Annotated in this window: 17 protein-coding genes; 14 read left to right on the top strand and 3 right to left on the bottom strand. The window is 58.4% G+C overall.

Annotated features, from left to right (window positions below; all coding sequences use genetic code 11):
• Positions 1–5: 5 nt before the first annotated feature.
• The 9 genes from asnB (at position 6) to HX875_RS21605 (ending at position 12,321) form a co-directional block, all read left to right on the top strand.
• Positions 6–1,934 (top strand): asparagine synthase (glutamine-hydrolyzing), encoded by a 1,929-nt coding sequence (gene asnB, locus HX875_RS21645; RefSeq protein WP_177045540.1) that lies wholly within the window; start codon positions 6–8, stop codon positions 1,932–1,934.
• A gap of 99 nt (positions 1,935–2,033) precedes the next feature.
• Positions 2,034–4,178, top strand: a complete 2,145-nt coding sequence (locus tag HX875_RS21640) for a bi-domain-containing oxidoreductase (RefSeq protein WP_177045533.1) — start codon at positions 2,034–2,036, stop codon at positions 4,176–4,178.
• A gap of 281 nt (positions 4,179–4,459) precedes the next feature.
• Positions 4,460–6,004, top strand: coding sequence for a heparinase II/III family protein (locus HX875_RS21635; RefSeq protein WP_256390326.1), 1,545 nt, complete (start codon positions 4,460–4,462; stop codon positions 6,002–6,004).
• Positions 6,005–6,006: 2 nt separating this feature from the next.
• Complete coding sequence (locus tag HX875_RS21630; protein ID WP_177045529.1) at positions 6,007–7,224, top strand: glycosyltransferase family 4 protein; 1,218 nt, start codon at positions 6,007–6,009, stop codon at positions 7,222–7,224.
• Complete coding sequence (locus tag HX875_RS21625) at positions 7,221–7,817, top strand: sugar transferase (protein ID WP_177045527.1); 597 nt, start codon at positions 7,221–7,223, stop codon at positions 7,815–7,817. The genes HX875_RS21630 and HX875_RS21625 overlap by 4 nt, the downstream gene beginning before the upstream one ends.
• Positions 7,814–8,440: an acetyltransferase gene (locus HX875_RS21620; RefSeq protein WP_177045525.1), complete on the top strand. Its 627-nt coding sequence runs from the start codon at positions 7,814–7,816 to the stop codon at positions 8,438–8,440. The genes HX875_RS21625 and HX875_RS21620 overlap by 4 nt, the downstream gene beginning before the upstream one ends.
• A 99-nt stretch (positions 8,441–8,539) precedes the next feature.
• Positions 8,540–9,718: a DegT/DnrJ/EryC1/StrS family aminotransferase gene (locus HX875_RS21615; RefSeq protein ID WP_177045523.1), complete on the top strand. Its 1,179-nt coding sequence runs from the start codon at positions 8,540–8,542 to the stop codon at positions 9,716–9,718.
• A gap of 164 nt (positions 9,719–9,882) precedes the next feature.
• On the top strand, positions 9,883–11,877 hold the full coding sequence (locus HX875_RS21610) for a polysaccharide biosynthesis protein (RefSeq protein WP_177045521.1): 1,995 nt from the start codon (positions 9,883–9,885) through the stop codon (positions 11,875–11,877).
• Between the two features lie 111 nt (positions 11,878–11,988).
• Complete coding sequence (locus HX875_RS21605; RefSeq protein ID WP_177045519.1) at positions 11,989–12,321, top strand: ComEA family DNA-binding protein; 333 nt, start codon at positions 11,989–11,991, stop codon at positions 12,319–12,321.
• A gap of 27 nt (positions 12,322–12,348) precedes the next feature.
• Here the strand turns inward: HX875_RS21605 and HX875_RS21600 are convergent, their stop codons facing one another.
• The 3 genes from HX875_RS21600 to eat form a co-directional block, all read right to left on the bottom strand.
• Positions 12,349–12,927, bottom strand: coding sequence for a TetR/AcrR family transcriptional regulator (locus HX875_RS21600; protein ID WP_177045517.1), 579 nt, complete (start codon positions 12,925–12,927; stop codon positions 12,349–12,351).
• Between the two features lie 100 nt (positions 12,928–13,027).
• The gene (locus HX875_RS21595; RefSeq protein ID WP_177045515.1) at positions 13,028–13,195 is read right to left on the bottom strand and encodes a DUF2897 family protein; all 168 of its coding nucleotides are present in this window, start codon (positions 13,193–13,195) and stop codon (positions 13,028–13,030) included.
• 110 nt (positions 13,196–13,305) lie between these two features.
• The gene (gene eat, locus HX875_RS21590; RefSeq protein WP_076017313.1) at positions 13,306–14,670 is read right to left on the bottom strand and encodes an ethanolamine permease; all 1,365 of its coding nucleotides are present in this window, start codon (positions 14,668–14,670) and stop codon (positions 13,306–13,308) included.
• Positions 14,671–15,014: 344 nt separating this feature from the next.
• Between eat and kdpF the strand changes: the two genes are divergently transcribed.
• The 5 genes from kdpF (at position 15,015) to HX875_RS21565 (ending at position 22,299) form a co-directional block, all read left to right on the top strand.
• Positions 15,015–15,104: a K(+)-transporting ATPase subunit F gene (gene kdpF, locus HX875_RS21585; protein ID WP_003218754.1), complete on the top strand. Its 90-nt coding sequence runs from the start codon at positions 15,015–15,017 to the stop codon at positions 15,102–15,104.
• A 9-nt stretch (positions 15,105–15,113) separates the two neighbouring features.
• Positions 15,114–16,808 carry a potassium-transporting ATPase subunit KdpA gene (gene kdpA, locus HX875_RS21580; protein ID WP_177045513.1) on the top strand — a complete coding sequence of 565 codons (1,695 nt, stop codon included), beginning with the start codon at positions 15,114–15,116 and terminating at the stop codon, positions 16,806–16,808.
• A gap of 12 nt (positions 16,809–16,820) precedes the next feature.
• Entirely contained in the window at positions 16,821–18,878 is a 2,058-nt protein-coding gene (gene kdpB / locus HX875_RS21575) for a potassium-transporting ATPase subunit KdpB (RefSeq protein WP_177045511.1), read from the top strand.
• Between the two features lie 67 nt (positions 18,879–18,945).
• On the top strand, positions 18,946–19,491 hold the full coding sequence (gene kdpC, locus HX875_RS21570) for a potassium-transporting ATPase subunit KdpC (protein ID WP_177045509.1): 546 nt from the start codon (positions 18,946–18,948) through the stop codon (positions 19,489–19,491).
• A gap of 156 nt (positions 19,492–19,647) precedes the next feature.
• A complete protein-coding gene (locus HX875_RS21565; RefSeq protein WP_177045507.1) occupies positions 19,648–22,299 on the top strand; it encodes a sensor histidine kinase in 2,652 nt (883 codons plus the stop codon).
• Positions 22,300–22,306: the final 7 nt, after the last annotated feature.

The following is a 22,306-nucleotide window of genomic DNA, read 5'->3' as shown; positions in this document are numbered from 1 at the left end:
CTGATATGTGCGGAATTTTGGGCTACATTCATAACGGAACGCGGGAATCTATTGATTTCTCTTCGGCGCTTTCGTTTATTAGACGTCGTGGGCCTGATGATCAAGGCGTTTGGGCCGATACCGACGTTGGTGTATGGCTGGGCCAGGTGCGCCTTTCCATTCTCGATACGACTTCAGCCGGTCACCAACCAATGGTCTCTGCCGATGGGCGAGTGGTCATGGTGTTTAACGGTGAAATCTATAACTTTCGAGAATTAAGGGCTCATCTCGAAGCGGCGGGGGATCACTTTTCCAGCCAGTCCGACTCCGAAGTATTGCTCGCACTGTTCTGTCGTTATGGCATTGAGTGTTTAAACCGCTTGAACGGGATTTTTGCGGTCGTATTCTGGGAGCGCGACACTGAAACACTTTGGGTGGCTAGAGATCAGATGGGTGTCAAACCCCTCTATATCCATTCCAATGATGGTTGTTTTGCATTTTCAAGTGAGATGAAAGGCTTGATCCGAGGCGGCTTCAGTAAAACTGAAATTGACCCGCAAGCCGTACTCGCGCACCTTGGTTTTCTCTGGTCACCAGGTGATCGGACGATTGTGCGGGATATCAAAAAAGTTTTACCTGGCCAAGCGTTATGCGTTCGTAATGGGCATATTGAGAAGAGCTGGTTTTACTACGAACTGCCAATTTCCGAGAAACCCCTGACAAAAACGGTTGCGGATGTCGCTGTTGATGTTGCCGATGCGGTCAGGACTGCCGTCCAGCGTCAGTTGGTGTCCGACGTACCGTTGGGTTCATTCTTGTCAGGCGGCTTGGACTCCAGCGCCATCGTCGCGTTTGCAGCGCAGGAAATGCGGGACAAGGGGCGGTTGCAGTGCTTCAGTATCCGTGTAGACAACGGCTCCACTGCAAACGAGGGGTTCGCCGATGACCTTCCGTACGCACAGCGCGTTGCCAAGCATCTGGATGTCGACCTGCATGTCGTAGGCGTCGGCGATGAGATGATGGATCGTCTGCCGGAAATGGTTTACCTGCTCGATGAACCTACGCCGGATCCGGCCGCGTTGAATGCGTTGTTCATCTCGGAACTGGCGAGCCAGAACGGTATCAAGGTCCTGCTGTCGGGTGCCGGGGGAGATGATATTTTTACAGGCTATCGTCGTCATTTCGCTCTGGCACAAGAGCGTTGGTGGGGCGGCATGCCTCGACCGCTGCGTTCGGTACTGGCCCGTAGCTCAAGCTTGCTTCCGGCGTCGTCTCCGCTGTCTCGTCGCCTCGGGAAGGCTTTTCGCTACGCGGACTTGCCTGCTGATGATCGCTTGATCAGTTATTTCCTCTGGCTTGAACCTGATCAGGCGTATGGGCTGTTGGCGCCAGACTTGCGACGCCAGTTGGCGGCCGATGATCTGTTTGCGCCTATGCGAGAAACACTTTCGCGGCTGCCTTCGGATGCAACACCTCTTGATAAAATGCTCACCCTGGAGTGCAAGCATTTTCTCACCGATCACAACCTCAACTACACCGATAAAATGGGTATGGCGACGGGCGTTGAAGTGCGTGTTCCGCTGCTGGATCTTGACCTGGTACGCCTGGCGGGTTCACTGCCATCGCATATCAAGCAAAAAGGCCGGGAAGGGAAATGGATTTTCAAGAAGGCCATGGAACCCTATCTGCCTCACGACGTCATCTATCGGCCCAAGACGGGCTTCGGTGTACCGCTTCGCAACTGGTTGCAAGGACGCCTGAAGCCTTTGGTCGATGAGGTGCTTTCTCCTGCATCCCTGCTGAAAAGGGGGATTTTCGACCCCAAAGCAGTGGCGCATCTGATCGAAGCAGATCGTTCAGGCCGAATAGACGCTGCTTATACGTTGTTTGGCATCGTTTGCATGGAGCTGTGGTGCAAACAGTATCTGGACGGCGATTTTGCCCTGGACGGTTGAGTCGGCGGGCACGTCCCGGTCTTATCCGATGGTAGGATAGATAGCTCTATACAAGTTTCTCAGTGATGAGTGAATTTTTAACTTTATTGGTGTGAATGCATGAAGCAGGTTGTTCAGAACATGGCTAGCGGTGAGACGTCATTGGTTAATGCACCCGCTCCCGCCGTTCGCAGTGGCACGCTAAAGATCAATACAACCAATACGCTGATTTCTGCCGGCACGGAACGCATGCTTGTAGGATTTGGCCGGGCCAACTGGTTGGAAAAAGCTCGCCAGCAACCTGACAAGGTTCGCATGGTTCTGCAAAAGGTGCAGACCGATGGTTTGGCGACAACGGTAGAAGCCGTTCGCTCGAAGCTTGCACAGCCGTTGCCGCTTGGATACTGCAACGTGGGTGTTGTAGGCGCCGTGGGCAGTGACGTATCCGGGTTTAAGCCCGGCGACCGCGTGGTTTCCAATGGCCCTCATGCCGATATCGTTATCGTTCCCAAGAATCTGTGCGCCTTGATCCCGGATTCGGTCAGCGACGAAGCCGCCTCGTTTACCGTGCTGGCCAGCATCGGCTTGCAGGGGATTCGGCTGGCTCAGCCGACGCTGGGCGAGACCTTTGTCGTCACCGGCGTAGGTCTGATCGGACTGATGACGGTTCAGCTCCTGCGAGCCCAGGGCTGCCGAGTACTTGCCATTGACTTTGATGAGCAAAAACTGGCGTTGGCTCGCAGTTATGGCGCCGAAACCTGCAATCCCGGCAAAGGGGAAGATGTTGTATCGGCGGGGATGACGTTCAGCCGCGGAAGAGGCGTGGATGGCGTCATCATTACCGCGTCGACCAAGTCGTCCGATCCGGTCACCCAGGCGGCACACATGTGCCGCAAGCGTGGGCGCATTGTCCTGGTGGGGGTCACCGGGCTTGAGTTGAGTCGAGCTGACTTCTACGAGAAGGAACTGACATTCCAGGTTTCATGTTCTTACGGGCCCGGGCGCTATGATCCGAGTTACGAAGATCAAGGCAACGACTTCCCGATAGGTTTTGTTCGTTGGACTGAGCAGCGCAACTTCGAAGCCGTCCTGGATATGCTCGCCAGCGGCCAATTGGAGGTCAACTCGTTGATCTCCCATCGGGTTGCATTTGAAGATGCCGCGGATGCTTATCAGACGCTTACGACGGATAACTCGGCGCTGGGTATCATTCTTCAGTACACCTCGGAAGATACCGAGCGAAACATCAAGGAAGTCGTGCTGGCACCTGGTGCGGTAGCCAGTTTCGACCCGGTCAAACCCGTGGTTGGCTTCATCGGTGCAGGAAACTATGCATCAAGAATGCTGATACCGGCGTTTAAGGCCGCGGGCGCTCAGTTCCATACGATTGTGACTGCCGGCGGTATCAACGGTGTAATACACGGCAGCAAGGCTGGATTTGCACAAGCCTCGACTGATATCAGTGCGATGCTTGGCGAGAGCACGATCAATACCGTTGCAATTGTCACCCGTCACGACAGCCACGCCCGTTTTGTCGCTCAAGCGCTGGAGGCGGGTAAACATGTGTTCGTCGAAAAGCCATTGGCAATTGAATCCCAGGATTTGGCAACGGTTGAAGAGGCCTATCGAAAGGCTGTCGAACAAGGGCTCAAGCCACATTTGATGGTTGGGTTCAATCGACGCTTTTCGCCACAGGTCCAAAAGATGAAGGCGTTGCTCTCGGCTGTAAAAGAGCCCAAGTCTTTCATCATGACGATGAATGCCGGAGCGATTCCCGCGAATCACTGGACCCAGGACCCGTCAGTCGGCGGTGGGCGTATTATTGGCGAAGCGTGTCATTTCATCGACCTGATGCGTTTTCTGGCGGGCAGCAAAATTGTTTCGATTCAGGCCCGCAGAATGGGAGATACGCCTGCTGTTGCCATTACGGAAGATAAAGCGGCGATTACCCTGGGGTTTGAGGATGGCTCTTTCGGCACAATCCACTACCTGGCCAATGGCGCTTCAAGCTTTCCAAAAGAGCGAGTTGAAGTCTTTGCTGCCGGGCGCGTCCTGCAACTGGATAACTTCCGCAAGTTGAAAGGTTTCGGCTGGCCGGGCTTCAGCAAGCTGAATCTCTGGAAACAGAACAAGGGGCAAAGCGAGTGCGCTGCGGCTTTCCTTGCAGCGGTGCAAAACGGGGCTGTCACGCCGATCACTTCCGATGAAATTTTCGAAGTGGCGCGCGTGAGCATTGAAGTTGCCCGGATTCTGCGCGAGCAATGAGCCTTCTCCTTGTTAAAGCCAAAACTGCGATAGCTCTCGGTTTTGGCAATCTGGCGCGTGCATTGACGTATCGGCTTGGGGTCAAGACTGGTTTGAACCCTGTCAGACGCCTTCGGGCTGAAATTCCCCATGGCCCGTTTTTTGCGGAAAGTGCGAGACAGGCCGGCTCGTTGCCATGTGCGTCCCAATGGGATTCCCAGGTCCGATATTTCGGGTTCTGGGAATGTCCGGTATCGGACGCACCTCCTGACTGGCATTTGAATCCGCTGAATGGAGTTCGAGTGCCTGATCCCGGCCGGGAATGGTGGCGGATTCCGGATTTTGATGCCGCTGTCGGTGATATCAAGAATATCTGGGAAGCTTCGCGATTTGACTGGACGTTGGTCTTTGCCCAGAAGTCCTGTGTTGGCGGATCTTCAGGGACGGCGCAGTTAAACGGTTGGTTGGCGGATTGGTGTGTCAATAATCCTCCCTATTGCGGTCCGAACTGGAAGTGCGGTCAGGAGGCGTCCATTCGTGTCCTGCACCTGGCGATGAGTTCGGTCATTCTTGAACAGTTTGCCCACCCGTTGCCGGGGCTTGTGGATCTGGTTCGACTGCATCTCAAACGTATTGAGCCGACGCTGAGCTATGCGATGGCTCAGGACAATAACCACGGGACTTCCGAGGCTGCCGCACTTTTTGTCGGCGGCAGTTGGTTGACGTTAAGCGGTTGCCCCGAGGGCGAACGCTGGCAGCGATTGGGGCGCAAATGGCTCGAAAACCGGGCCGCTCGGTTGATTGAGCAAGATGGCAGTTTCAGCCAGTACTCCGTCAATTATCATCGGGTGATGCTCGACACGTTTTCCATGGTTGAAGTCTGGAGAAACAAACTGGGGCTCCCGGCGTTCTCCGCTACCTTCCAACTCAGGGCTCGCACAGCCGCGCATTGGTTATTTTCGTTAGTCGACGAGCACACTGGAGATGCTCCGAACATTGGCGCAAATGATGGTGCCCGGCTGCTGCCACTGACGGATACGGACTATCGCGACTTCAGGCCTGCGGTCCAGTTGGCCATGGCGTTGTTTGCCGGAAAGAGAGCCTATGAGTCGGCAGGTGAATGGGATTTGCCACTGCGCTGGCTGCTCCTGCCTGGCCCATCGGCGATAGCGGAGCGTCCAGGTAGTCAACTGTTTGATCAGGGTGGTTATGCATTGTTACGGCGTGAACAAACCTATGCTGTATTGCGCTACCCGCGCTTCCGATTTCGCCCCAGCCAGGCAGATGCCCTGCATGTGGATCTATGGCGTGCAGGCATTAACTTGCTCCGGGATGCAGGGACCTTCAGCTACAACACCTCTGCCCATTGGCTGAGTTATTTTCCGGGTACCGCCAGCCACAACACCGTTCAATTTGATGGGCAAGACCAGATGCCCAGGCTCAGCCGGTTTCTGTTCGGGGAATGGTTGCGTACGCGCCAGGTCGAAAGTCTGGTTGAGCAGGCTGGAACCAGCTCCTGCGGCGCCACGTACATCGACGGCAACGGCGTCCGTCATAAGCGGCATGTCAGCCTGACCGATACCGGCATGAAGGTCAGGGATGAATTCACCGGATTCAAGGATCGTGCAGTTCTACGCTGGCGTTTGCAGCCTGGGGACTGGCGGTTTGAGGGCGAGGTTCTGACCAACGGCTCGCATCGAATATCCGTTGCGGGCAGCATGCCTATCGTTCGGCGGGAACTCGTCCAGGGTTTGGAGTCTCGTTACTACTTACAAAAAACTGAGGTGCCGGTGCTTGAGGTTGAGGTGACTTCGGCGGGCGTTTTGACTACGGAGTATCACTGGTAGACATGAAAGTCCTTTATTTTCATCAGCATTTTTCAACTCCGAAAGGAGCAACTGGTATCCGGTCCTATGAGATGGCCCGCCGCCTGGTTGCCAGGGGTCACCAGGTGACGATGGTCTGTGGCAGCTATGGTGGTGGCCAAACGGGGCTGGAAAGCTCTTTCGTTGGTGGAAAACGCAAAGGTACCGTCGACGGTATTGAGATCATCGAATTTGACTTGGCGTACTCCAACAGCGATGGCCTGTTCGTTCGAGCGCTCAGCTTTTTGAAGTTTGCAGTGCGCAGTATCGGTATTGCACTAACCGAGCGTTACGACCTGGTTTTTGCGACCACGACGCCTTTGACAGCCGGTATACCCGGGATATTCGCCCGGTGGTTTCGCAATAAGCCGTTTATATTCGAGGTGCGGGACCTCTGGCCCGAGCTGCCGAAAGCGATGGGTGTCATTCGTAATCCGGTAATCCTTGCCGCCATGTCTTTTCTTGAGTGGGCAAGCTATCGCTCGGCTCACCGGGTCATTGGGTTGTCGCCGGGTATTGTGGATGGCATTGCGCACCGCGGTGTGGCGCGTGATCGGATCGAAATGATCCCAAACGGTTGTGACCTGGATATTTTCAACACGCCTGCTGAGCCATGGTTGCCGGCTGGAGTGGATAAAAGTCATCTGGTAGCGGTCTTTGCGGGTACGCATGGGGTGGCCAACAAGCTGGACGCGGTGCTCGATGCGGCTCGAGAGCTGAAACTGCGAAAGCGCGATGATATCCGGCTGGTTTTGATCGGGCAGGGCAAGCTCAAGCCCGCGCTTCAGAAGCGTGCAACGGAAGAACAGCTGGACAATGTGATATTTCATGACCCGGTGAACAAAGCCCGGTTGTCCGGTTTGATGGCCAGCGCGGATCTGGGGCTGCAAATATTGGCAAACGTACCGGCCTTTTACTACGGAACGTCGCCTAACAAGTTTTTCGACTATATCGCTTCGGGGTTGCCTGTTTTAAATAACTATCCAGGCTGGCTCGCCGAGATGATTTCCACGGAAAACTGCGGTTTTGTCGTACCTCCTGATGATGCTGCTCTTTTCGCAGATGCGTTGATACAGGCGGCAGATGATCGTGACGAGCTGCGGGCCAAGGGCGCACGAGGCAGAGAATTGGCGGTCAGAGAGTTTGACCGACGTAAGTTGGCTGATCGGTTTGTGGATTGGCTGGAGGGTGTTGCCAGATGATCAAGCGTGGTTTTGATTTATTTGCGTCATTACTTGGACTAATTCTGCTTTCTCCGGTCATAGCAGTAATTGCCTGGAACATTCGCAAGAAATTGGGATCTCCTGTTCTGTTTCGTCAGGTTCGTCCAGGTCGTAATGGCAAGCCGTTCGAAATGATCAAGTTCCGTACGATGCGAGATGCTCATGATGCAAACGGTGAGCCTTTACCTGATTCCCAGCGCATGACAGCCTTTGGCAGTTTTCTGCGATCCAGCAGCTTGGATGAACTGCCCGAGCTGTGGAATGTGGTCAAGGGCGATATGAGCCTGGTGGGCCCACGACCGTTGCTGATGGAATACCTGCCTCTCTACAGCGCCGAACAATATCGTCGCCATGAGGTGCGCCCTGGCGTCAGCGGCTGGGCACAGATCAACGGGCGGAATGCAATTGAATGGGAAGAAAAGTTCAAGCTGGACACCTGGTATGTCGATAATCAGTCTTTTTGGCTGGATATGAAGGTGATCTTCCTGACGATCAAGAAAGTTCTGGTACGTGACGGTATCAGTGCCGAAGGCGAAGCGACAGCATCGAAGTTCACAGGCTCCAAGTCATGAGCCGCCTCGCGGTGCTGGGTGCTAGCGGCCATGGCAAAGTCGTCGCGGATACAGCCGAATGCTGTGGTTGGGACACCATTGAGTTCTTTGATGATGCTTGGCCCGGGTTGCTTCGAAATGGTGCCTGGAACGTCGTAGGCAACACCGAGAGACTGTTGGCGGCTGTGGATGAATATGATGGAGTGCTGGTGGCGATCGGCAATAATCGGGTACGCCAGGCAAAACTGGACCAGCTTAAGGCGGCAGGCGCTGCGCTGGTTACGCTGCGCCATCCGGATTCAACCGTCAGCCGGTATGCCACGCTTGGTGAAGGATCGGTGGTTTTTGCTGGCGCTGTGGTAAATGCCGATGCCAGAGTAGGCAGTGGCGCTATTCTCAATACGGGCAGCAGCGTCGACCACGATTGTCTATTGGGATCGTGTGTGCACATCAGCCCCGGCGCCCGGCTTGCAGGCGGCGTCTGCGTGCAGGATTTGAGCTGGATTGGCATAGGTGCCTGCGTGCGACAACTTGTGAACATCGGTTCACAGGTCATGGTTGGCGCGGGTGCCGTAGTTGTCAGAGATGTGCCAGACAAGGTTACGGTCGCCGGAGTGCCGGCCAGGTTGTTTGACGGTTCTTGAAATATCGTCGCCGCGTGAACAGCGTATTGAGCGAATTGCAACGGGGCTCGTGTTGACGAGTCTTTCATATTTTCGAATGAAAACTGACGGGTACTGGTTGTGTTGAATTCACCATTTTCTCCTTGGCCTTCTTTTAGTGAAGAGGAGGCTGATGCCGTACGTGATGTGATTCTGTCCAATAAGGTCAACTACTGGACCGGTACACAGGGGCGTGAGTTTGAAAAGGAGTTCGCTGCATGGGCGGGCACCGAATACGCCATCGGACTGGCCAACGGAACGGTTGCCCTGGACCTTGCCTTGAAGGCCTTGGGTATCGGTGCTGGCGATGAAGTAATTGTCACCTCACGCACGTTTCTTGCTTCCGTCTCGAGCATTGTGAATGCCGGGGCTGTTCCGGTTTTCGCCGACGTGGATCGCGATTCGCAAAACTTCAGCGCGCAGACTATCCGCGCTGTGCTGACGCCTCGCACCCGGGCCGTAATTTGTGTGCATTTGGCTGGCTGGCCTTGCGATATGGATCCGATCATGTCCCTGGCCGAGGAATTCGACCTTAAAGTGATCGAAGATTGTGCCCAGGCCCATGGCGCTCGTTACAAGGGGCGCTCGGTGGGGTCAATTGGCCACATCTCTGCCTGGTCCTTTTGTCAGGACAAGATCATGACCACAGGCGGCGAGGGCGGAATGGTCACAACCAACGATCGCAAGTTGTGGTCGGACATGTGGTCGTTCAAGGATCATGGCAAAAGCTGGGAAGCAGTCTACGAACGCAACCATCCCCCAGGTTTTCGCTGGTTGCACGAAAGCTTCGGTACGAACTGGAGAATGCTTGAGGTTCAGGCCGTGATCGGCCGGATTCAACTCAAGCGCATGACCGATTGGCAGGCCAGTCGGCTAGCGAATGCCGGGCAGATCTGGGAGTGCGCCAGCCAACTCAAAGGTTTACGTGTGCCAGTCATGCCTGAGGACAGTGTTCACGCGGCGTATAAGTGCTACGTGTTTGTTGAGCCTCAGGCGCTCAAGGCCGGATGGGATCGCGATCGTATTCTGGCGGAGATTTCGGCACGGGACGTTCCGGTATTTTCCGGTTCCTGCTCTGAGGTCTATCTTGAGAAGGCGTTTGACAATACTGGCTGGCGTCCGGCGAGCCGGTTGCCGGTAGCACGAGAACTCGGCGAAACAAGTGTGATGTTTCTCGTGCACCCAACGTTGACGCAGCTTGAAATTGACAAGACATGCTCGGTGCTCAAGACCGTTATGCAGTTGGCTACCGAAGAGTAATCAGTTAGACAGTCAGGAATGCCCGTCTTTGTTTGCAACGCAGAAGGACTTGAGCTGCGGGCCGGTCAAATGGAGTTTTCCATCATCATGGGATGAGGTCCCTTGGAATCATTCATGGTGGTGGCGGATGTACTTTAGGAGTAACAGAGGTGTTTCAAGGCGTTATGGATAAGTTGAGAACCTTATTACTGGGTTTAACGCGGCGGCAGAAACGTGCCTTCCAGGTAGTGACCGACGTTTTTCTTGTCTGGTTTGCCCTTTGGATGGCCTTTGTCGTCCGTCTGGGGATTGATGAGCTGATCAATCCTTTCACTGAATACCTATGGTTATTCCTGAGCGCCACGGTCATTGCGATTCCGCTGTTTGTACGGTTTGGTATGTACCGTGCAGTCATGCGCTATTTTGGAAACGATGCGCTGATCGCAATTATCAAGGCCGTCAGCCTGTCATCGTTGTTTCTCGCGCTGGTTGTTTACTGGAGCGGCAACCATCAAATGTTTGTTCCACGCTCGGTCATCTTCAATTACTGGTGGTTGAGCATGGTCATGATCGGGGGGCTACGCCTCGCGATGCGCCAGTATTTCCTGGGAGACTGGTTTACGGCTGCGCAACATGTTCCTTTTACCAACCGGGATGATGGACTACCGAAGGTGGCCATTTATGGTGCGGGGGCAGCCGGTAATCAGTTGGTTGCTGCGTTGCGCATGGGGAGGCTGTTGCGTCCTGTCGCCTTTATTGATGATGACAGCAGCATTGCCGATCGTGTGATTTCAGGCTTGCATGTCTATAAGCCAAAGCATATCCAGCAGATGGTTGATGTAACCGGTGCCCAGCAGATTCTTCTCGCCATTCCGTCTGCCAATCGCGGGCGTCGCCGGGAGATATTGACCTTTCTGGAGGGCTTCGCGCTCCATGTGCAAAGCGTGCCCGGTTTTATGGATTTGGCCAGCGGGCGAGTGAAAGTTGACGATATCCAGGAAGTTGATATTGCTGACTTGTTAGGCCGCGACTCTGTCCCCCCTCAGGATGAGCTGCTTGAACATTGCATTAAGGAGCAGTCGGTTCTTATAACCGGGGCGGGCGGTTCAATCGGATCTGAGCTTTGCCGGCAGATTCTCACGCTACAACCCACGACACTGCTGTTGTATGAGCATAGCGAGTTCAATCTCTACAGCATCCTGCAAGAGCTTGAGCAGCGAATCGTACGTGAGTCGCTTTCAGTTAAGTTATTGCCAATCCTGGGCTCTGTCCGCAATCAGGAAAAGCTCTTTGACGTCATGAAAACCTGGCGCGTGAACACGGTCTACCATGCGGCGGCCTACAAGCATGTACCGATGGTCGAACATAATATTGCTGAAGGCGTACTGAATAATGTGATGGGCACGTTGAGCGCCGCACAAGCCTCTTTACGCGCCAACGTGGCGAACTTCGTGCTGATTTCTACTGATAAGGCGGTGCGTCCGACCAATGTTATGGGAAGCACCAAGCGTCTCGCAGAAATGACGCTGCAGGCGCTCAGCAGTGAGATAGCTCCGGTGCTTTTCGGTGAAACGTCCAATGTTTCCCGTGTGAACAAGACCCGCTTTACCATGGTGCGGTTCGGCAACGTGCTGGGTTCATCCGGATCGGTGATCCCGTTGTTCCACAAGCAAATAAAATCTGGTGGCCCGCTGACGGTTACACACCCCAAGATTACCCGGTATTTCATGAGTATCCCTGAAGCCGCTCAATTGGTTATCCAGGCGGGTTCCATGGGGCAGGGCGGTGACGTATTTGTTCTGGATATGGGCGAGCCGGTGAAAATCGTCGAGCTGGCAGAGAAGATGGTGCATCTTTCCGGTTTGAGTATTCGTTCTGATAAAAATCTTCAAGGTGACATCTCCATTGAGTTCACGGGGTTGCGTCCTGGCGAAAAGCTCTATGAGGAATTGCTGATCGGCGACAACGTAGTCACGACTCCGCACCCCATGATTATGAGTGCCAATGAGGACTACTTGCCTTGGGACGTCTTGAAGGCCCGTTTAACGGAGCTGCTCAGCGCCGTCGAACAGGATGACTACACGCGTGTGCGCCAACTGCTGCGCGAAACGGTCAGCGGCTATTCCCCAGACGGTGAAATCGTCGACTGGATCTACCAGCAACGCCGCCTGGAACCCTGAACTCACACCCTGTAACTCACCCATTTTTGACTCTCCCCGAACATCGCCTAAGTTTGAAAAGCAGCTTCGGAAAAGCTGCTTTTCCCTTATCGATGTCATGGAGCCTCACCAATGCATAAAGCGTATTTCTCATCCCTCATCTTTGCCTTCCTCACCAGCATCTCGCTAGCCAGCACTGCCGCCCCCTCCACCAAAACCGAAGCCCCAACCCCCATCACCACCCAGATGACCAAGGTCGAACAATCCTCCAAGGTCAGCCTCAACTCGGCAGACGCCGAAACCCTACGTCGCGATCTCTTCGGCATCGGCGCCGCCAAGGCCAAGGCCATCATCGCCTACCGCGAAACCAACGGGCCGTTCACGGCGATAGATGAGTTACTGGAAGTAAAAGGAATCGGCAAGGCATTGCTGGAAAAGAACCGCGACCGGCTCGAGGTGAACTGAGGATCTGAAAACAAGCGAGGAGGCCGGTCATTGACCGGCTTTCTTCTGTTCAGCGAGTTCTGCTTTCAAGCTCCCCCTCACCACATCGAGAATCCGTGTCGCCAATTCGGCACTCTCGACACTTCTCGCCAACACCAACGCCCCCACCAGCGTCGACATCAGCACTAGGCTCTGCTCCCCGGCATTCGGGTTGCCAAGCGCCGTTTCAACCTGCTTGAGTCGAGCATTGAGGACTTCATCCGTGGTGCGACTGTTCTGCCCACGCAACCCCATCTCCGATGACATCGTCGTCAGCGGGCAGCCCTGATCGGGCGAGGTCTGGTGCCATTCCGACAGGTAGCTATCAATAAACGCGTCCAATGGCCGTTCCTGGCTGAACAGCTGTTCGCAATGTTCATCCAGCTGCGCGGCGGCCTCCTGCAAGGCCTTTTCCACCAACTCGTCCTTGGACTTGAAGTGCGCATAAAACCCGCCATGGGTCAGGTTAAGCGCTTTCATCAGCGGCTGGAGGCCGGTCGCGCCAATGCCGTCGCGGCGAAAGCGTACAGAGGCCTCCTTGATGATGCGCTGGTGGGTTTGAGCTTTGTGATCTTGTGAATAGCGCATGGGGTGGCCTCCGAAACATCAGGCCATATTAACCAAGCTTGCCTGGGCATAGGCGGGTGTTTACAAAATTGTGCGGCTCCTCGGTGGAGCCGCCTCAGGCTCAGCGATCCTGCGCATCCTTGGCGTCCGCTTGGGCATTGCGCTCGGCTACACGTCGGCGCTGTTCGTCGGTCAATTCAACCTTGTTGGCGCTGTCTCGCAGCATCAGCAAACCACCGACGATCGAGCCGATCGCGACCACTAAAATCAACCAGGCATACCACGGCATAGGGCTCTCCTTGAGGCAGCAAACCGTGGGGAAATTTCCCACGGTAATAGCTGCTTTGAGTAACGGGCTTTCTTAGTAGTTCATTGTAGGCCCGTTCTGCCCCGGTAACCTTATAGCCCGGTCAGCATCGCGTCCGCCGGCGCATCGGCGCGGTCTTGTGCGGTCAGTTGGAAGTACACAAAACCCACCACCATGAAGCCCAGGAAGATCAGCCCGATCAGCGCGTTGAACCACGCCATTGCCACCAGGCACACCACGGCCAGTACCAGCGCAATCCCCGGCACGATTGGATAGCCCGGTGCACGGAAGGTGCGTTCCAGCAACGGTTCGGTCTTGCGTAGCTTGAACAGGCTGAGCATGCTCATGATGTACATGACGATGGCGCCGAACACCGCCATGGTGATCATTGCCGCGGTCAAGGTCATACCGCCCAGGTTGATCAGCCCGTCGCTATAGATAGCAGCGATACCGACGATGCCACCGGCGATGATCGCCCGGTGCGGCGTCTGGAAGCGTGAAAGCTTGGCCAGGAAAGACGGCAGGTAACCCGCGCGCGCCAGGGCGAAGAATTGGCGCGAGTAACCCAGGATGATCCCGTGGAAGCTGGCCACCAGGCCGAACAGGCCGATCCACACCAGCATGTGCAGCCAGCCCGAGCTGTCGCCAACCACGGTTTTCATCGCCTGGGGCAGGGGATCGTTGATGTTCGACAGCGTGCGCCAGTCACCGACGCCGCCGGCGAAGAACATCACGCCCATCGCCAGAACCACCAGGGTCAGGATGCCGCTGATGTAGGCCTTTGGAATGGTGCGCTTGGGATCTTTCGCTTCTTCGGCCGCCATGGCGGCACCTTCGATGGCGAGGAAGAACCAGATGGCAAATGGAATCGCCGCAAACATCCCGGCAATCGCCGGCGCGCCGAAGGTGTCGGAGCCGGCCCAGCCATTGAGGGCAAAGTTGCTGAAGCTGAACGCAGGGGCGACCACGCCCATGAACACCAGCAACTCGGCGACCGCGAGCACGCACACCACCAGTTCAAAGGTCGCGGCCAGTTTCACGCCGAGGATGTTCAGGCCCATGAATACAATGTAGGCGCCGACTGCCGCGTGTTTCGGATCAAGGGCCGGAAACTGCACATTCAAGTACGCGCCGATGGCCAATGCGATGGCGGGCGGGGCGAAGACGAATTCAATCAGCGTCGCCAGGCCGGCGATCAGACCGCCTTTCTCGCCAAACGCCCGGCGGCTGTAGGCAAACGGGCCGCCTGCGTGGGGAATGGCGGTGGTCAGTTCGGTGAAACTGAATATAAAGCAGGTGTACATGGCGGCGACCATCAATGAGGTCACCAGGAAGCCCAGCGTTCCTGCCACGCCCCAGCCGTAGCTCCAGCCAAAATATTCTCCGGAAATTACCAGGCCGACGGCGATGCCCCATAAATGCAGGGTGCCCAAGGTAGGTTTGAGTTGTGTGTTCATCGTGTAGCTCTCCCTGAACGGTTTGGAATGTTTCAGGGCATTGCAGCGGGCATGCCATTAACCCATGCCGTGTCGTAAAGGCGCCGAACTGTCGCCGAGGGAACGGTTTGGCGTTTGAATCATTTCAAACGTCGCACCAGATGAGGGCATGGCTGTCTGGTCTGACGCCATCGCGGGCAAGCCAGGCTCCCACATTTGAAGTGCAGCGCCCCTGTAAACCCCGCATAAACCCACTCTTTACGCCGTCTTTACGCCCCACCCATACCGTCGCTCTCGTTCCTTTACGCCACTCCTGCGGACAATCCCCCTACACGCGGCAGTCGCCGCACGACGGAGAAACTTCCATGAGCGTTCTGGACGGGGTGTCACTGCTGTTGGCTGTGGCGCTGTTCATTTATCTGCTGGTTGCGCTGTTACGCGCGGATCGGAACTAGGAGCAGGCTATGCACAGTTATGACTATTGGCTGATCATCGCCTTCTTTGCCTTGGTGCTGATTCCGGCACCGGCCCTGGGGCGGTTCTACTACAAGGTAATGGAAGGGCAGCGAACCTGGCTCACGCCGGTGTTCGGCCCGGTCGAGCGCGTTTGCTATCGCCTTTCGGGTGTCGATGCCGACCAGGAGCAGAGCTGGCAGAAGTACGCGCTGGCCTTGCTGGCGTTCAACCTTGCCGGTTTCGTTCTGCTTTTCGGCATCCTGGTGTTCCAGGAATACCTGCCGCTGAACCCGCAGAAGTTGCCGGGCCAGGAATGGACCCTGGCGTTCAACACCGCCATCAGTTTCATGACCAACACCAACTGGCAGAACTACAGCGGTGAAGCGTCCCTGAGCTACCTCAGCCAGATGGCCGGCCTGACCGTGCAGAACTTCGTCAGCGCTGCCACCGGCCTCGCCGTACTGGTCGCGTTGTGCCGTGGGATCGGTCGCAAATCCACCAAGACCTTGGGCAACTTCTGGGTCGACATGACCCGCGCCACCCTCTACGGCCTGTTGCCGTTGTGCCTGGTGTTCGCGTTGTTCCTGGTGTGGCAGGGCGTGCCTCAAACCTTCGCTCACTACGTCAACGCCGTGACCATGCAAGGCGTTGACCAGGTGATTCCACTGGGGCCGGCCGCCAGCCAGATTGCGATCAAGCAATTGGGCACCAACGGCGGTGGCTTCTTCGGCGTCAACTCGGCGCATCCCTTCGAGGACCCGACTGCCTGGGCCAACCTGTTTGAGCTGGGCGCGATTATCCTGATTCCGGTGGCGCTGGTGTTCACCTTTGGCCACTACGTGAAAGACCTGCGTCAAAGCCGGGCGATCCTCGGTTGCATGCTGGCCTTGTTCATCATCGGCGGTGCAACTGCGATGTGGGCCGAGTACCAACCCAACCCGGCGCTGAACAACCCGGCGGTGGAACAGGCTGCGCCGCAGGAAGGCAAGGAAGCGCGCTTCGGCACCACCGGCACCGTGCTGTGGTCGGTGGCTACCACCGCCGCGTCCAACGGTTCGGTCAACGGTATGCAAGACAGCCTCAACCCCCTGAGCGGCATGGTGTCGCTGGTCAACATGATGGTCGGCGAAGTGATCTTCGGCGGCGTCGGTGCCGGCATGTACGGCATGTTGCTCAACGTGTTGATCGCGGTGTTCCTCGCCGGCCTGATGATTGGTCGCACGCCGGAATACCTCGGCAAGAAACTCCAGGCCCGGGAAGTGCAATTGCTGGTGGTGACCTTGCTGGTGATGCCGGTGGGCACCCTGGTACTCGGCGCCATCGCCGCCAGCCTGCCTGGCCCGGCCGGCGCCATCAGTAACCCTGGGCCCCACGGCTTCAGCCAGTTGCTGTACGCCTACACCTCGGCCAGTGCCAACAACGGTTCGGCGTTCGGCGGCTTCAGTGCCAACACCGCGTTCCACAACCTGATGTTGAGCCTGTCGATGTTGCTCGGCCGCTTCGGCTACATCCTTCCGGTTCTGGCGTTGGCCGGCAGCCTGGCGATGAAGAAGACCGCACCGATTGGCCAGAACAGCTTCCCGACCCACGGCCCGCTGTTCGTGACCCTGTTGACCGTGACCATTTTGCTGGTGGGCGGCCTGACCTTCCTGCCGACGTTGGCACTGGGCCCGATTGCTGAACACCTGAGCATGGGCTTCTAAGGGGATATGAAAATGAATATGCCTGCAAAAAACGCGGCTTCGGTGAAAACCCAGGAGCCGGCCAAAACCGCAATGTCGGCCCTGTGGCGCCCGGCGCTGGTCCAGGCCTTCGTCAAGCTGGACCCGCGCCAACTGCAACGTTCGCCGGTGATGCTGGTGGTCGAACTGACCGCGATCCTCACCACCCTCCTGTGCTTCGTGCCGGAGGACGCCGTACCGACCTACGTCGCGGTGCAAATCGCGGTGTGGCTGTGGTTCACCGTACTGTTCGCCAACTTCGCCGAAGCCCTGGCTGAAGGTCGCGGCAAGGCCCGTGCCGACAGCCTCAAGGCCGGCAGCGAGGGCCTCAGTGCCCGTCGCAAGGAAGCCGATGGCAGCTTCAAGGTCGTACCGGCCGCCAGCCTGCGTAAAGGTGATGTGGTACGTGTGGCCGCCGGGGAAATGATCCCTGGCGACGGCGAAGTCATCGAAGGTATCGCGGCGGTCAACGAAGCGGCGATCACCGGCGAATCCGCCCCGGTCATCCGTGAGTCCGGCGGCGACCGTTCGGCCGTCACCGGCAACACCCGCCTGGTTTCGGACTGGTTGATGATCCGCATCACCGCCAACCCGGGCGAGTCGACCCTGGACCGCATGATCGCCCTGGTGGAAGGCGCCAAACGCCAGAAAACCCCCAACGAAATCGCGCTGGACATCCTGCTGATCGGCCTGACGCTGATCTTCCTGCTGGTGGTGGTGACCCTGCAGCCGTTCGCCCACTTCGCCAATGGCAACCTGCCGCTGGTGTTCCTGGTGGCGCTGCTGGTCACCCTGATTCCGACCACCATCGGCGGCCTGTTGTCGGCCATCGGTATCGCCGGCATGGACCGCCTGGTACGCCTCAACGTGATCGCCAAATCCGGACGCGCGGTGGAAGCAGCGGGGGACGTGCACGTGCTGTTGCTGGACAAGACCGGCACCATCACTTTCGGTAACCGTCGTTGCACCAACGTGATCGCCGCACCCGGTGTCAGCGGCAAGGAGTTGGCAGAAGGCGCGTTGCTGGCCTCCCTGGCGGACGACACGGCGGAAGGCAAATCCATCGTCGAATACCTGCGTGGCCTGCACCCGCAAGCCGAGCCGTCGACGGATGAGTTGACCTCCGTACCGTTCAGCGCAGAAACCCGCCTGTCTGGCGTCGACTATCAGGGCCGTGTGTTCCGTAAAGGCGCGGTGGATTCGCTGCTGGCCTTCATCGGGCTGCAACGCCGCGACCTGCAACCGGCGCTGTCCCGTGAAATCGACAAGATCGCCCAGAGCGGCGGCACGCCGTTGCTGGTGTGTGCCGACGGCAAGTTGCTCGGCGCGATTCACCTCAAGGACGTGGTCAAACCCGGCATTCGCGAACGTTTCGCCGAGCTGCGCAAGCTGGGGATCCGCACCGTGATGGTGACCGGCGACAACCCGCTGACCGCTGCGGCGATTGCTGCGGAAGCCGGCGTGGATGACGTGCTGGCCGAAGCCACGCCGGAGAAAAAACTCGCGCGCATTCGTCACGAACAGAACGACGGGCGCCTGGTTGCCATGTGCGGCGACGGCGCCAACGACGCCCCGGCGCTGGCCCAGGCTGACGTCGGCATGGCGATGAACGACGGCACCCAGGCCGCCCGTGAAGCCGCCAACATGGTCGACCTCGACAGCGACCCAACCAAGCTGCTGGACGTGGTGCAGATCGGCAAGGAGTTGCTGGTAACCCGCGGTGCGCTGACGACGTTCTCCATCGCCAACGACGTGGCCAAGTACTTCGCGATCCTGCCGGCGCTGTTCGCCTCGATCTACCCGCAACTGGGTGTGCTCAACGTGATGCACCTGCAAAGCCCGCAGAGCGCGATCCTCTCGGCCATCGTGTTCAACGCCCTGATCATCGTGGTGCTGATCCCGCTGGCCCTGCGTGGTGTGCGTGTGCAGGCGGCGAGTGCGGCAGCGTTGCTGCGTCGCAACCTGCTGATCTACGGCCTGGGCGGGATTGTGGTGCCGTTCGTGGGCATCAAGGCGATCGACATGCTGCTGACCGCGCTGCACCTGGTTTGACCCGATGCCTGCAGGCGCCGGTAATCCGGGGCCTGCAGGTTGCAATGACCGAATTGAGGAATTTGAAATGTCCAACATAATCCGCCCGGCCCTGAGCCTGCTGGTGTTGATGACCCTGATCACCGGCGTGGCCTATCCCCTGGTGGTCACCGGCGTGGCGCAAGTCGCGTTCCCTGACCAGGCCAACGGCAGCCTGGTGCGCGATGCCGGCGGCAAGGTGCGTGGTTCGAGCCTGATCGCCCAGGATTTCACCGGTGACGGCTGGTTCCACCCGCGGCCATCCGCCGGGGCGTTTGCCACCGTTTCCAGCAGTGCCAGCAACCTCGGCCCAAGCAACCCGGCGCTGGCCACTCGGGTATTTGATGATGCCAACAAACTGCTGGTGCCAGGCCAGGGGCCGGTGCCCATGGCAATGCTGACTACCTCCGGCAGCGGTCTTGATCCACACTTGCCACCACAGGCGATTGCCTATCAACTGGCGCGGGTGGCGGCCGCACGTAACCTGCCGGTGGCGACCCTGGAGCGCTTGATGGATGAGCACATCGAAAGCCCGCTGGTGGGGCCGCCGGTGGTGAACGTTTTGGCGTTGAATATGGCGCTGGAAAAGTTGTAAGCAGTGGCGCCGCGAATCGCGGGCAAGCCCGCTCCCACAGTTGATCTTTGTTGAACACAAAGTCTGGATTCACTGAAGATCAAATGTGGGAGCCGGGCTTGCCCGCGATGGCTGCATCACAATCACTACATCAACACCTGAAGGAAGACCGCCCGCATGAGCGACTCCGGCCGCGCCGATGCCCTGTTAGCCGAACTACCCCGGGACGGCCGCGGCCGGCTCAAAGTCTTCCTCGGCGCCGCCCCCGGCGTGGGCAAGACCTACGCCATGCTCCAGGCCGCCCACACCCAACTGCGCCAGGGCGTGCGGCTGATCGCCGGCGTAGTGGAAACCCACGGCCGCGCCGAGACCGAAGCCTTGCTCAGCGGCCTGCCGCAACAGCCGCTGCTGCGCTCCGAATACCGCGGCGTGATGCTGGAAGAAATGGACCTCGACGGCCTGCTCGCTGCCAGGCCCAAACTGGTGCTGGTGGACGAGCTGGCTCACAGCAACGCCCCCGGCAGCCGTCACGAAAAACGCTGGCAAGACATCCAGGAATTGCTCTCTGCCGGCATCAACGTCTTCACTACGGTCAACGTCCAGCACCTGGAAAGCCTCAACGATCAGGTACGCGGTATCACTGGCGTGCAAGTGCGCGAGACCTTGCCCGATTGGGTCTTGCAGGAGGCCGACGAACTGCTGCTGATCGACCTGCCATCCCGCGAACTGTTGGAGCGCCTGCGGGACGGCAAGGTCTACGTGCCGGAACAGGCTCGCGCGGCCATCGACGCCTTCTTCACCCAGACCAACCTCATGGCCTTGCGCGAGCTGGCGATGCAAACCGCTGCGGCCCACGTCGACGACGACCTGGCCCAGGGTTATCGCCAGTTGGGCCAGGCTGCGCCCGCTGTGCGTGGCCGGTTGTTGGTGGGCGTGGACGGCGATGCCCAGGCCGAACGCCTGGTGCGCCACGCCAGCCGCGTGGCCCAGCGTCGGCATTTGCCGTGGAGCCTGGTGCATGTGGATAACGGTCGGGTGCGTGATGAACAATCGCGTCTGCGCCTGCAAAACGCCCAGCAATTGGCCGAGCGCCTTGGCGGTGAAGTGGTGTTGCTGCGGGCGGGGGAGGTGGCGAAGACGCTGATCCAGCATGCGGGCGAACGACGCGCCAGCTTGATTCTGGTAGGGCAGTCACGTCCGCGCTGGCATCGCACCCTGCTTGGTGGTGGCCTGGCGTCACGCCTGCTGCGCAATGCCCGGGGCCTGGAAATCAACGTCCTCGACAGCGACGAAATCCCGGCCCCACCACGCCTGCCGGATGTGCGTGGGTTGGTGTGGTTTGACTACGCGCTGGCAGTGGTAGCAACCGTGATCGCGGCGGCCGTCGCCTGGGGTGTCGCCAGTGTGTTGCCGTTGCCGAACATCTCGCTGGTGTTCCTCGCCGCCGTGCTGCTGGTGGCGGTACGCAGCAGCCTGGGCCCGGCGCTGGCGTGTGCGGCGTTGTCATTCCTGAGCTACGACTTTCTGTTTATCCCGCCGAATTTCTCTTTCGCGATCCAGCGTGAAGAGGACGTGCTGACCCTGTTGTTCTTCCTGCTGATGGCGGCGCTCACCGGCAACCTCGCTGCGCGCCAGCGTCGGCAGTTGCAGGCGCTGCGCGATACCCAGGAAGAAACCACCGAGTTGCTCGACCTGTCGCGCAAGCTCACCGCCGCCACCGATCGCCAAGCGGTGATCAGTGCCGCCGCGCATCATCTGGAAGGCTGGAGCGACCTGCAATTGTGCCTGCTCAACCGTGACGGGCAGGGCGACTGGAAGGTCGAGACCGGCGGCCCGATCACCTTCACCGAAGCCGAACGCGCCGCCGCCGATTGGGCCTGGCAGCACGATCAACCGGCAGGCATGGGCACCGGCACCTTGCCGTTTGGGCGCTGGTGGTGGTGGCCGTTGTCCGGCGAAGAAGGTCCGTTGGGTTTGTTGGGTGTCAGCCCGAAAGCCGGCCTGGAATTGAGCGGCCAACGCCGTCGCCTGCTCACAGCCCTGAGCCAGCCCTTGGCCCAGGCCCTGGCCCGGGCGCAACTGGGCCAGGAGCTGGAAGCCGCTCGCCTGCATGGCGAAACCGAGCAACTGCGTAGTGCCTTGCTGGCCTCGGTGTCCCATGATTTGCGCACGCCGCTGACCTCCATGCGGGGCAGCATCGACAGCCTGCTGGCCCTCGGCGAAGCGATTCCCCTGGAGGATCGCCGGGAGTTGCTGGAAGGCACCCGCGATGAAGCCGAGCGCCTGGACCGCTACATCCAGAACCTGCTGGACATGACCCGCCTGGGCCATGGCGCCCTGAAGCTGGCGCGGGATTGGGTTTCCCCCGGCGATATCGTCGGCAGTTCCCTGGGCCGCTTGCGTGCGGTATTGGCGCCGCTGCAAGTGACCACCGACGTACCGCCCGAGTTGCCACTGCTCTACGTGCATGCGGCCTTGATCGAACAGGCGCTGGTCAACGTATTGGAAAACGCTGCACGCTTCTCGCCGCCCCAGGGCCGCCTGAAACTCAGTGCGGGCGTGGTGGATAACCAATTGTTTTTTGCCGTCGCCGATGAAGGCCCGGGCATTCCCGAGGAGGAGCGCGCGAAGATTTTCGACATGTTCTACACCGCCGCCAGAGGTGATCGTGGCGGGCAGGGCACCGGGCTCGGCCTGGCGATCTGCCAGGGCATGGTCGGCGCCCACGGCGGGCATATCAGCGTGGCCGACGGCATTGAAGGCCGCGGCACCTGCATCACTTTATTCCTGCCATTGCAGGCCCAGCCTGGCCTGGAAAGCGAACCTTGAGCTACCC

The sequence above is a fragment of the Pseudomonas yamanorum genome, from assembly GCF_013386765.1.
GTDB classification, from domain to species: domain Bacteria; phylum Pseudomonadota; class Gammaproteobacteria; order Pseudomonadales; family Pseudomonadaceae; genus Aquipseudomonas; species Aquipseudomonas yamanorum_A.
This window is presented reverse-complemented; position numbering and strand designations above follow the sequence as displayed.

Bases quoted from the DNA above. Each gene is read 5' to 3' on its own strand.
- HX875_RS21625 (WP_177045527.1), top strand. From the start codon at position 7,221: ATGATCAAGCGTGGTTTTGATTTATTTGCGTCATTACTTGGACTAATT.
- HX875_RS21630 (WP_177045529.1), top strand. From the start codon at position 6,007: ATGAAAGTCCTTTATTTTCATCAGCATTTTTCAACTCCGAAAGGAGCA.
- kdpB (WP_177045511.1), top strand. From the start codon at position 16,821: ATGAATATGCCTGCAAAAAACGCGGCTTCGGTGAAAACCCAGGAGCCG.
- HX875_RS21610 (WP_177045521.1), top strand. From the start codon at position 9,883: ATGGATAAGTTGAGAACCTTATTACTGGGTTTAACGCGGCGGCAGAAA.
- HX875_RS21600 (WP_177045517.1), bottom strand. From the start codon at position 12,927: ATGCGCTATTCACAAGATCACAAAGCTCAAACCCACCAGCGCATCATC.
- eat (WP_076017313.1), bottom strand. From the start codon at position 14,670: ATGAACACACAACTCAAACCTACCTTGGGCACCCTGCATTTATGGGGC.
- asnB (WP_177045540.1), top strand. From the start codon at position 6: ATGTGCGGAATTTTGGGCTACATTCATAACGGAACGCGGGAATCTATT.
- HX875_RS21595 (WP_177045515.1), bottom strand. From the start codon at position 13,195: ATGCCGTGGTATGCCTGGTTGATTTTAGTGGTCGCGATCGGCTCGATC.
- kdpA (WP_177045513.1), top strand. From the start codon at position 15,114: ATGCACAGTTATGACTATTGGCTGATCATCGCCTTCTTTGCCTTGGTG.
- kdpF (WP_003218754.1), top strand. From the start codon at position 15,015: ATGAGCGTTCTGGACGGGGTGTCACTGCTGTTGGCTGTGGCGCTGTTC.
- kdpC (WP_177045509.1), top strand. From the start codon at position 18,946: ATGTCCAACATAATCCGCCCGGCCCTGAGCCTGCTGGTGTTGATGACC.
- HX875_RS21565 (WP_177045507.1), top strand. From the start codon at position 19,648: ATGAGCGACTCCGGCCGCGCCGATGCCCTGTTAGCCGAACTACCCCGG.
- HX875_RS21640 (WP_177045533.1), top strand. From the start codon at position 2,034: ATGAAGCAGGTTGTTCAGAACATGGCTAGCGGTGAGACGTCATTGGTT.
- HX875_RS21620 (WP_177045525.1), top strand. From the start codon at position 7,814: ATGAGCCGCCTCGCGGTGCTGGGTGCTAGCGGCCATGGCAAAGTCGTC.
- HX875_RS21605 (WP_177045519.1), top strand. From the start codon at position 11,989: ATGCATAAAGCGTATTTCTCATCCCTCATCTTTGCCTTCCTCACCAGC.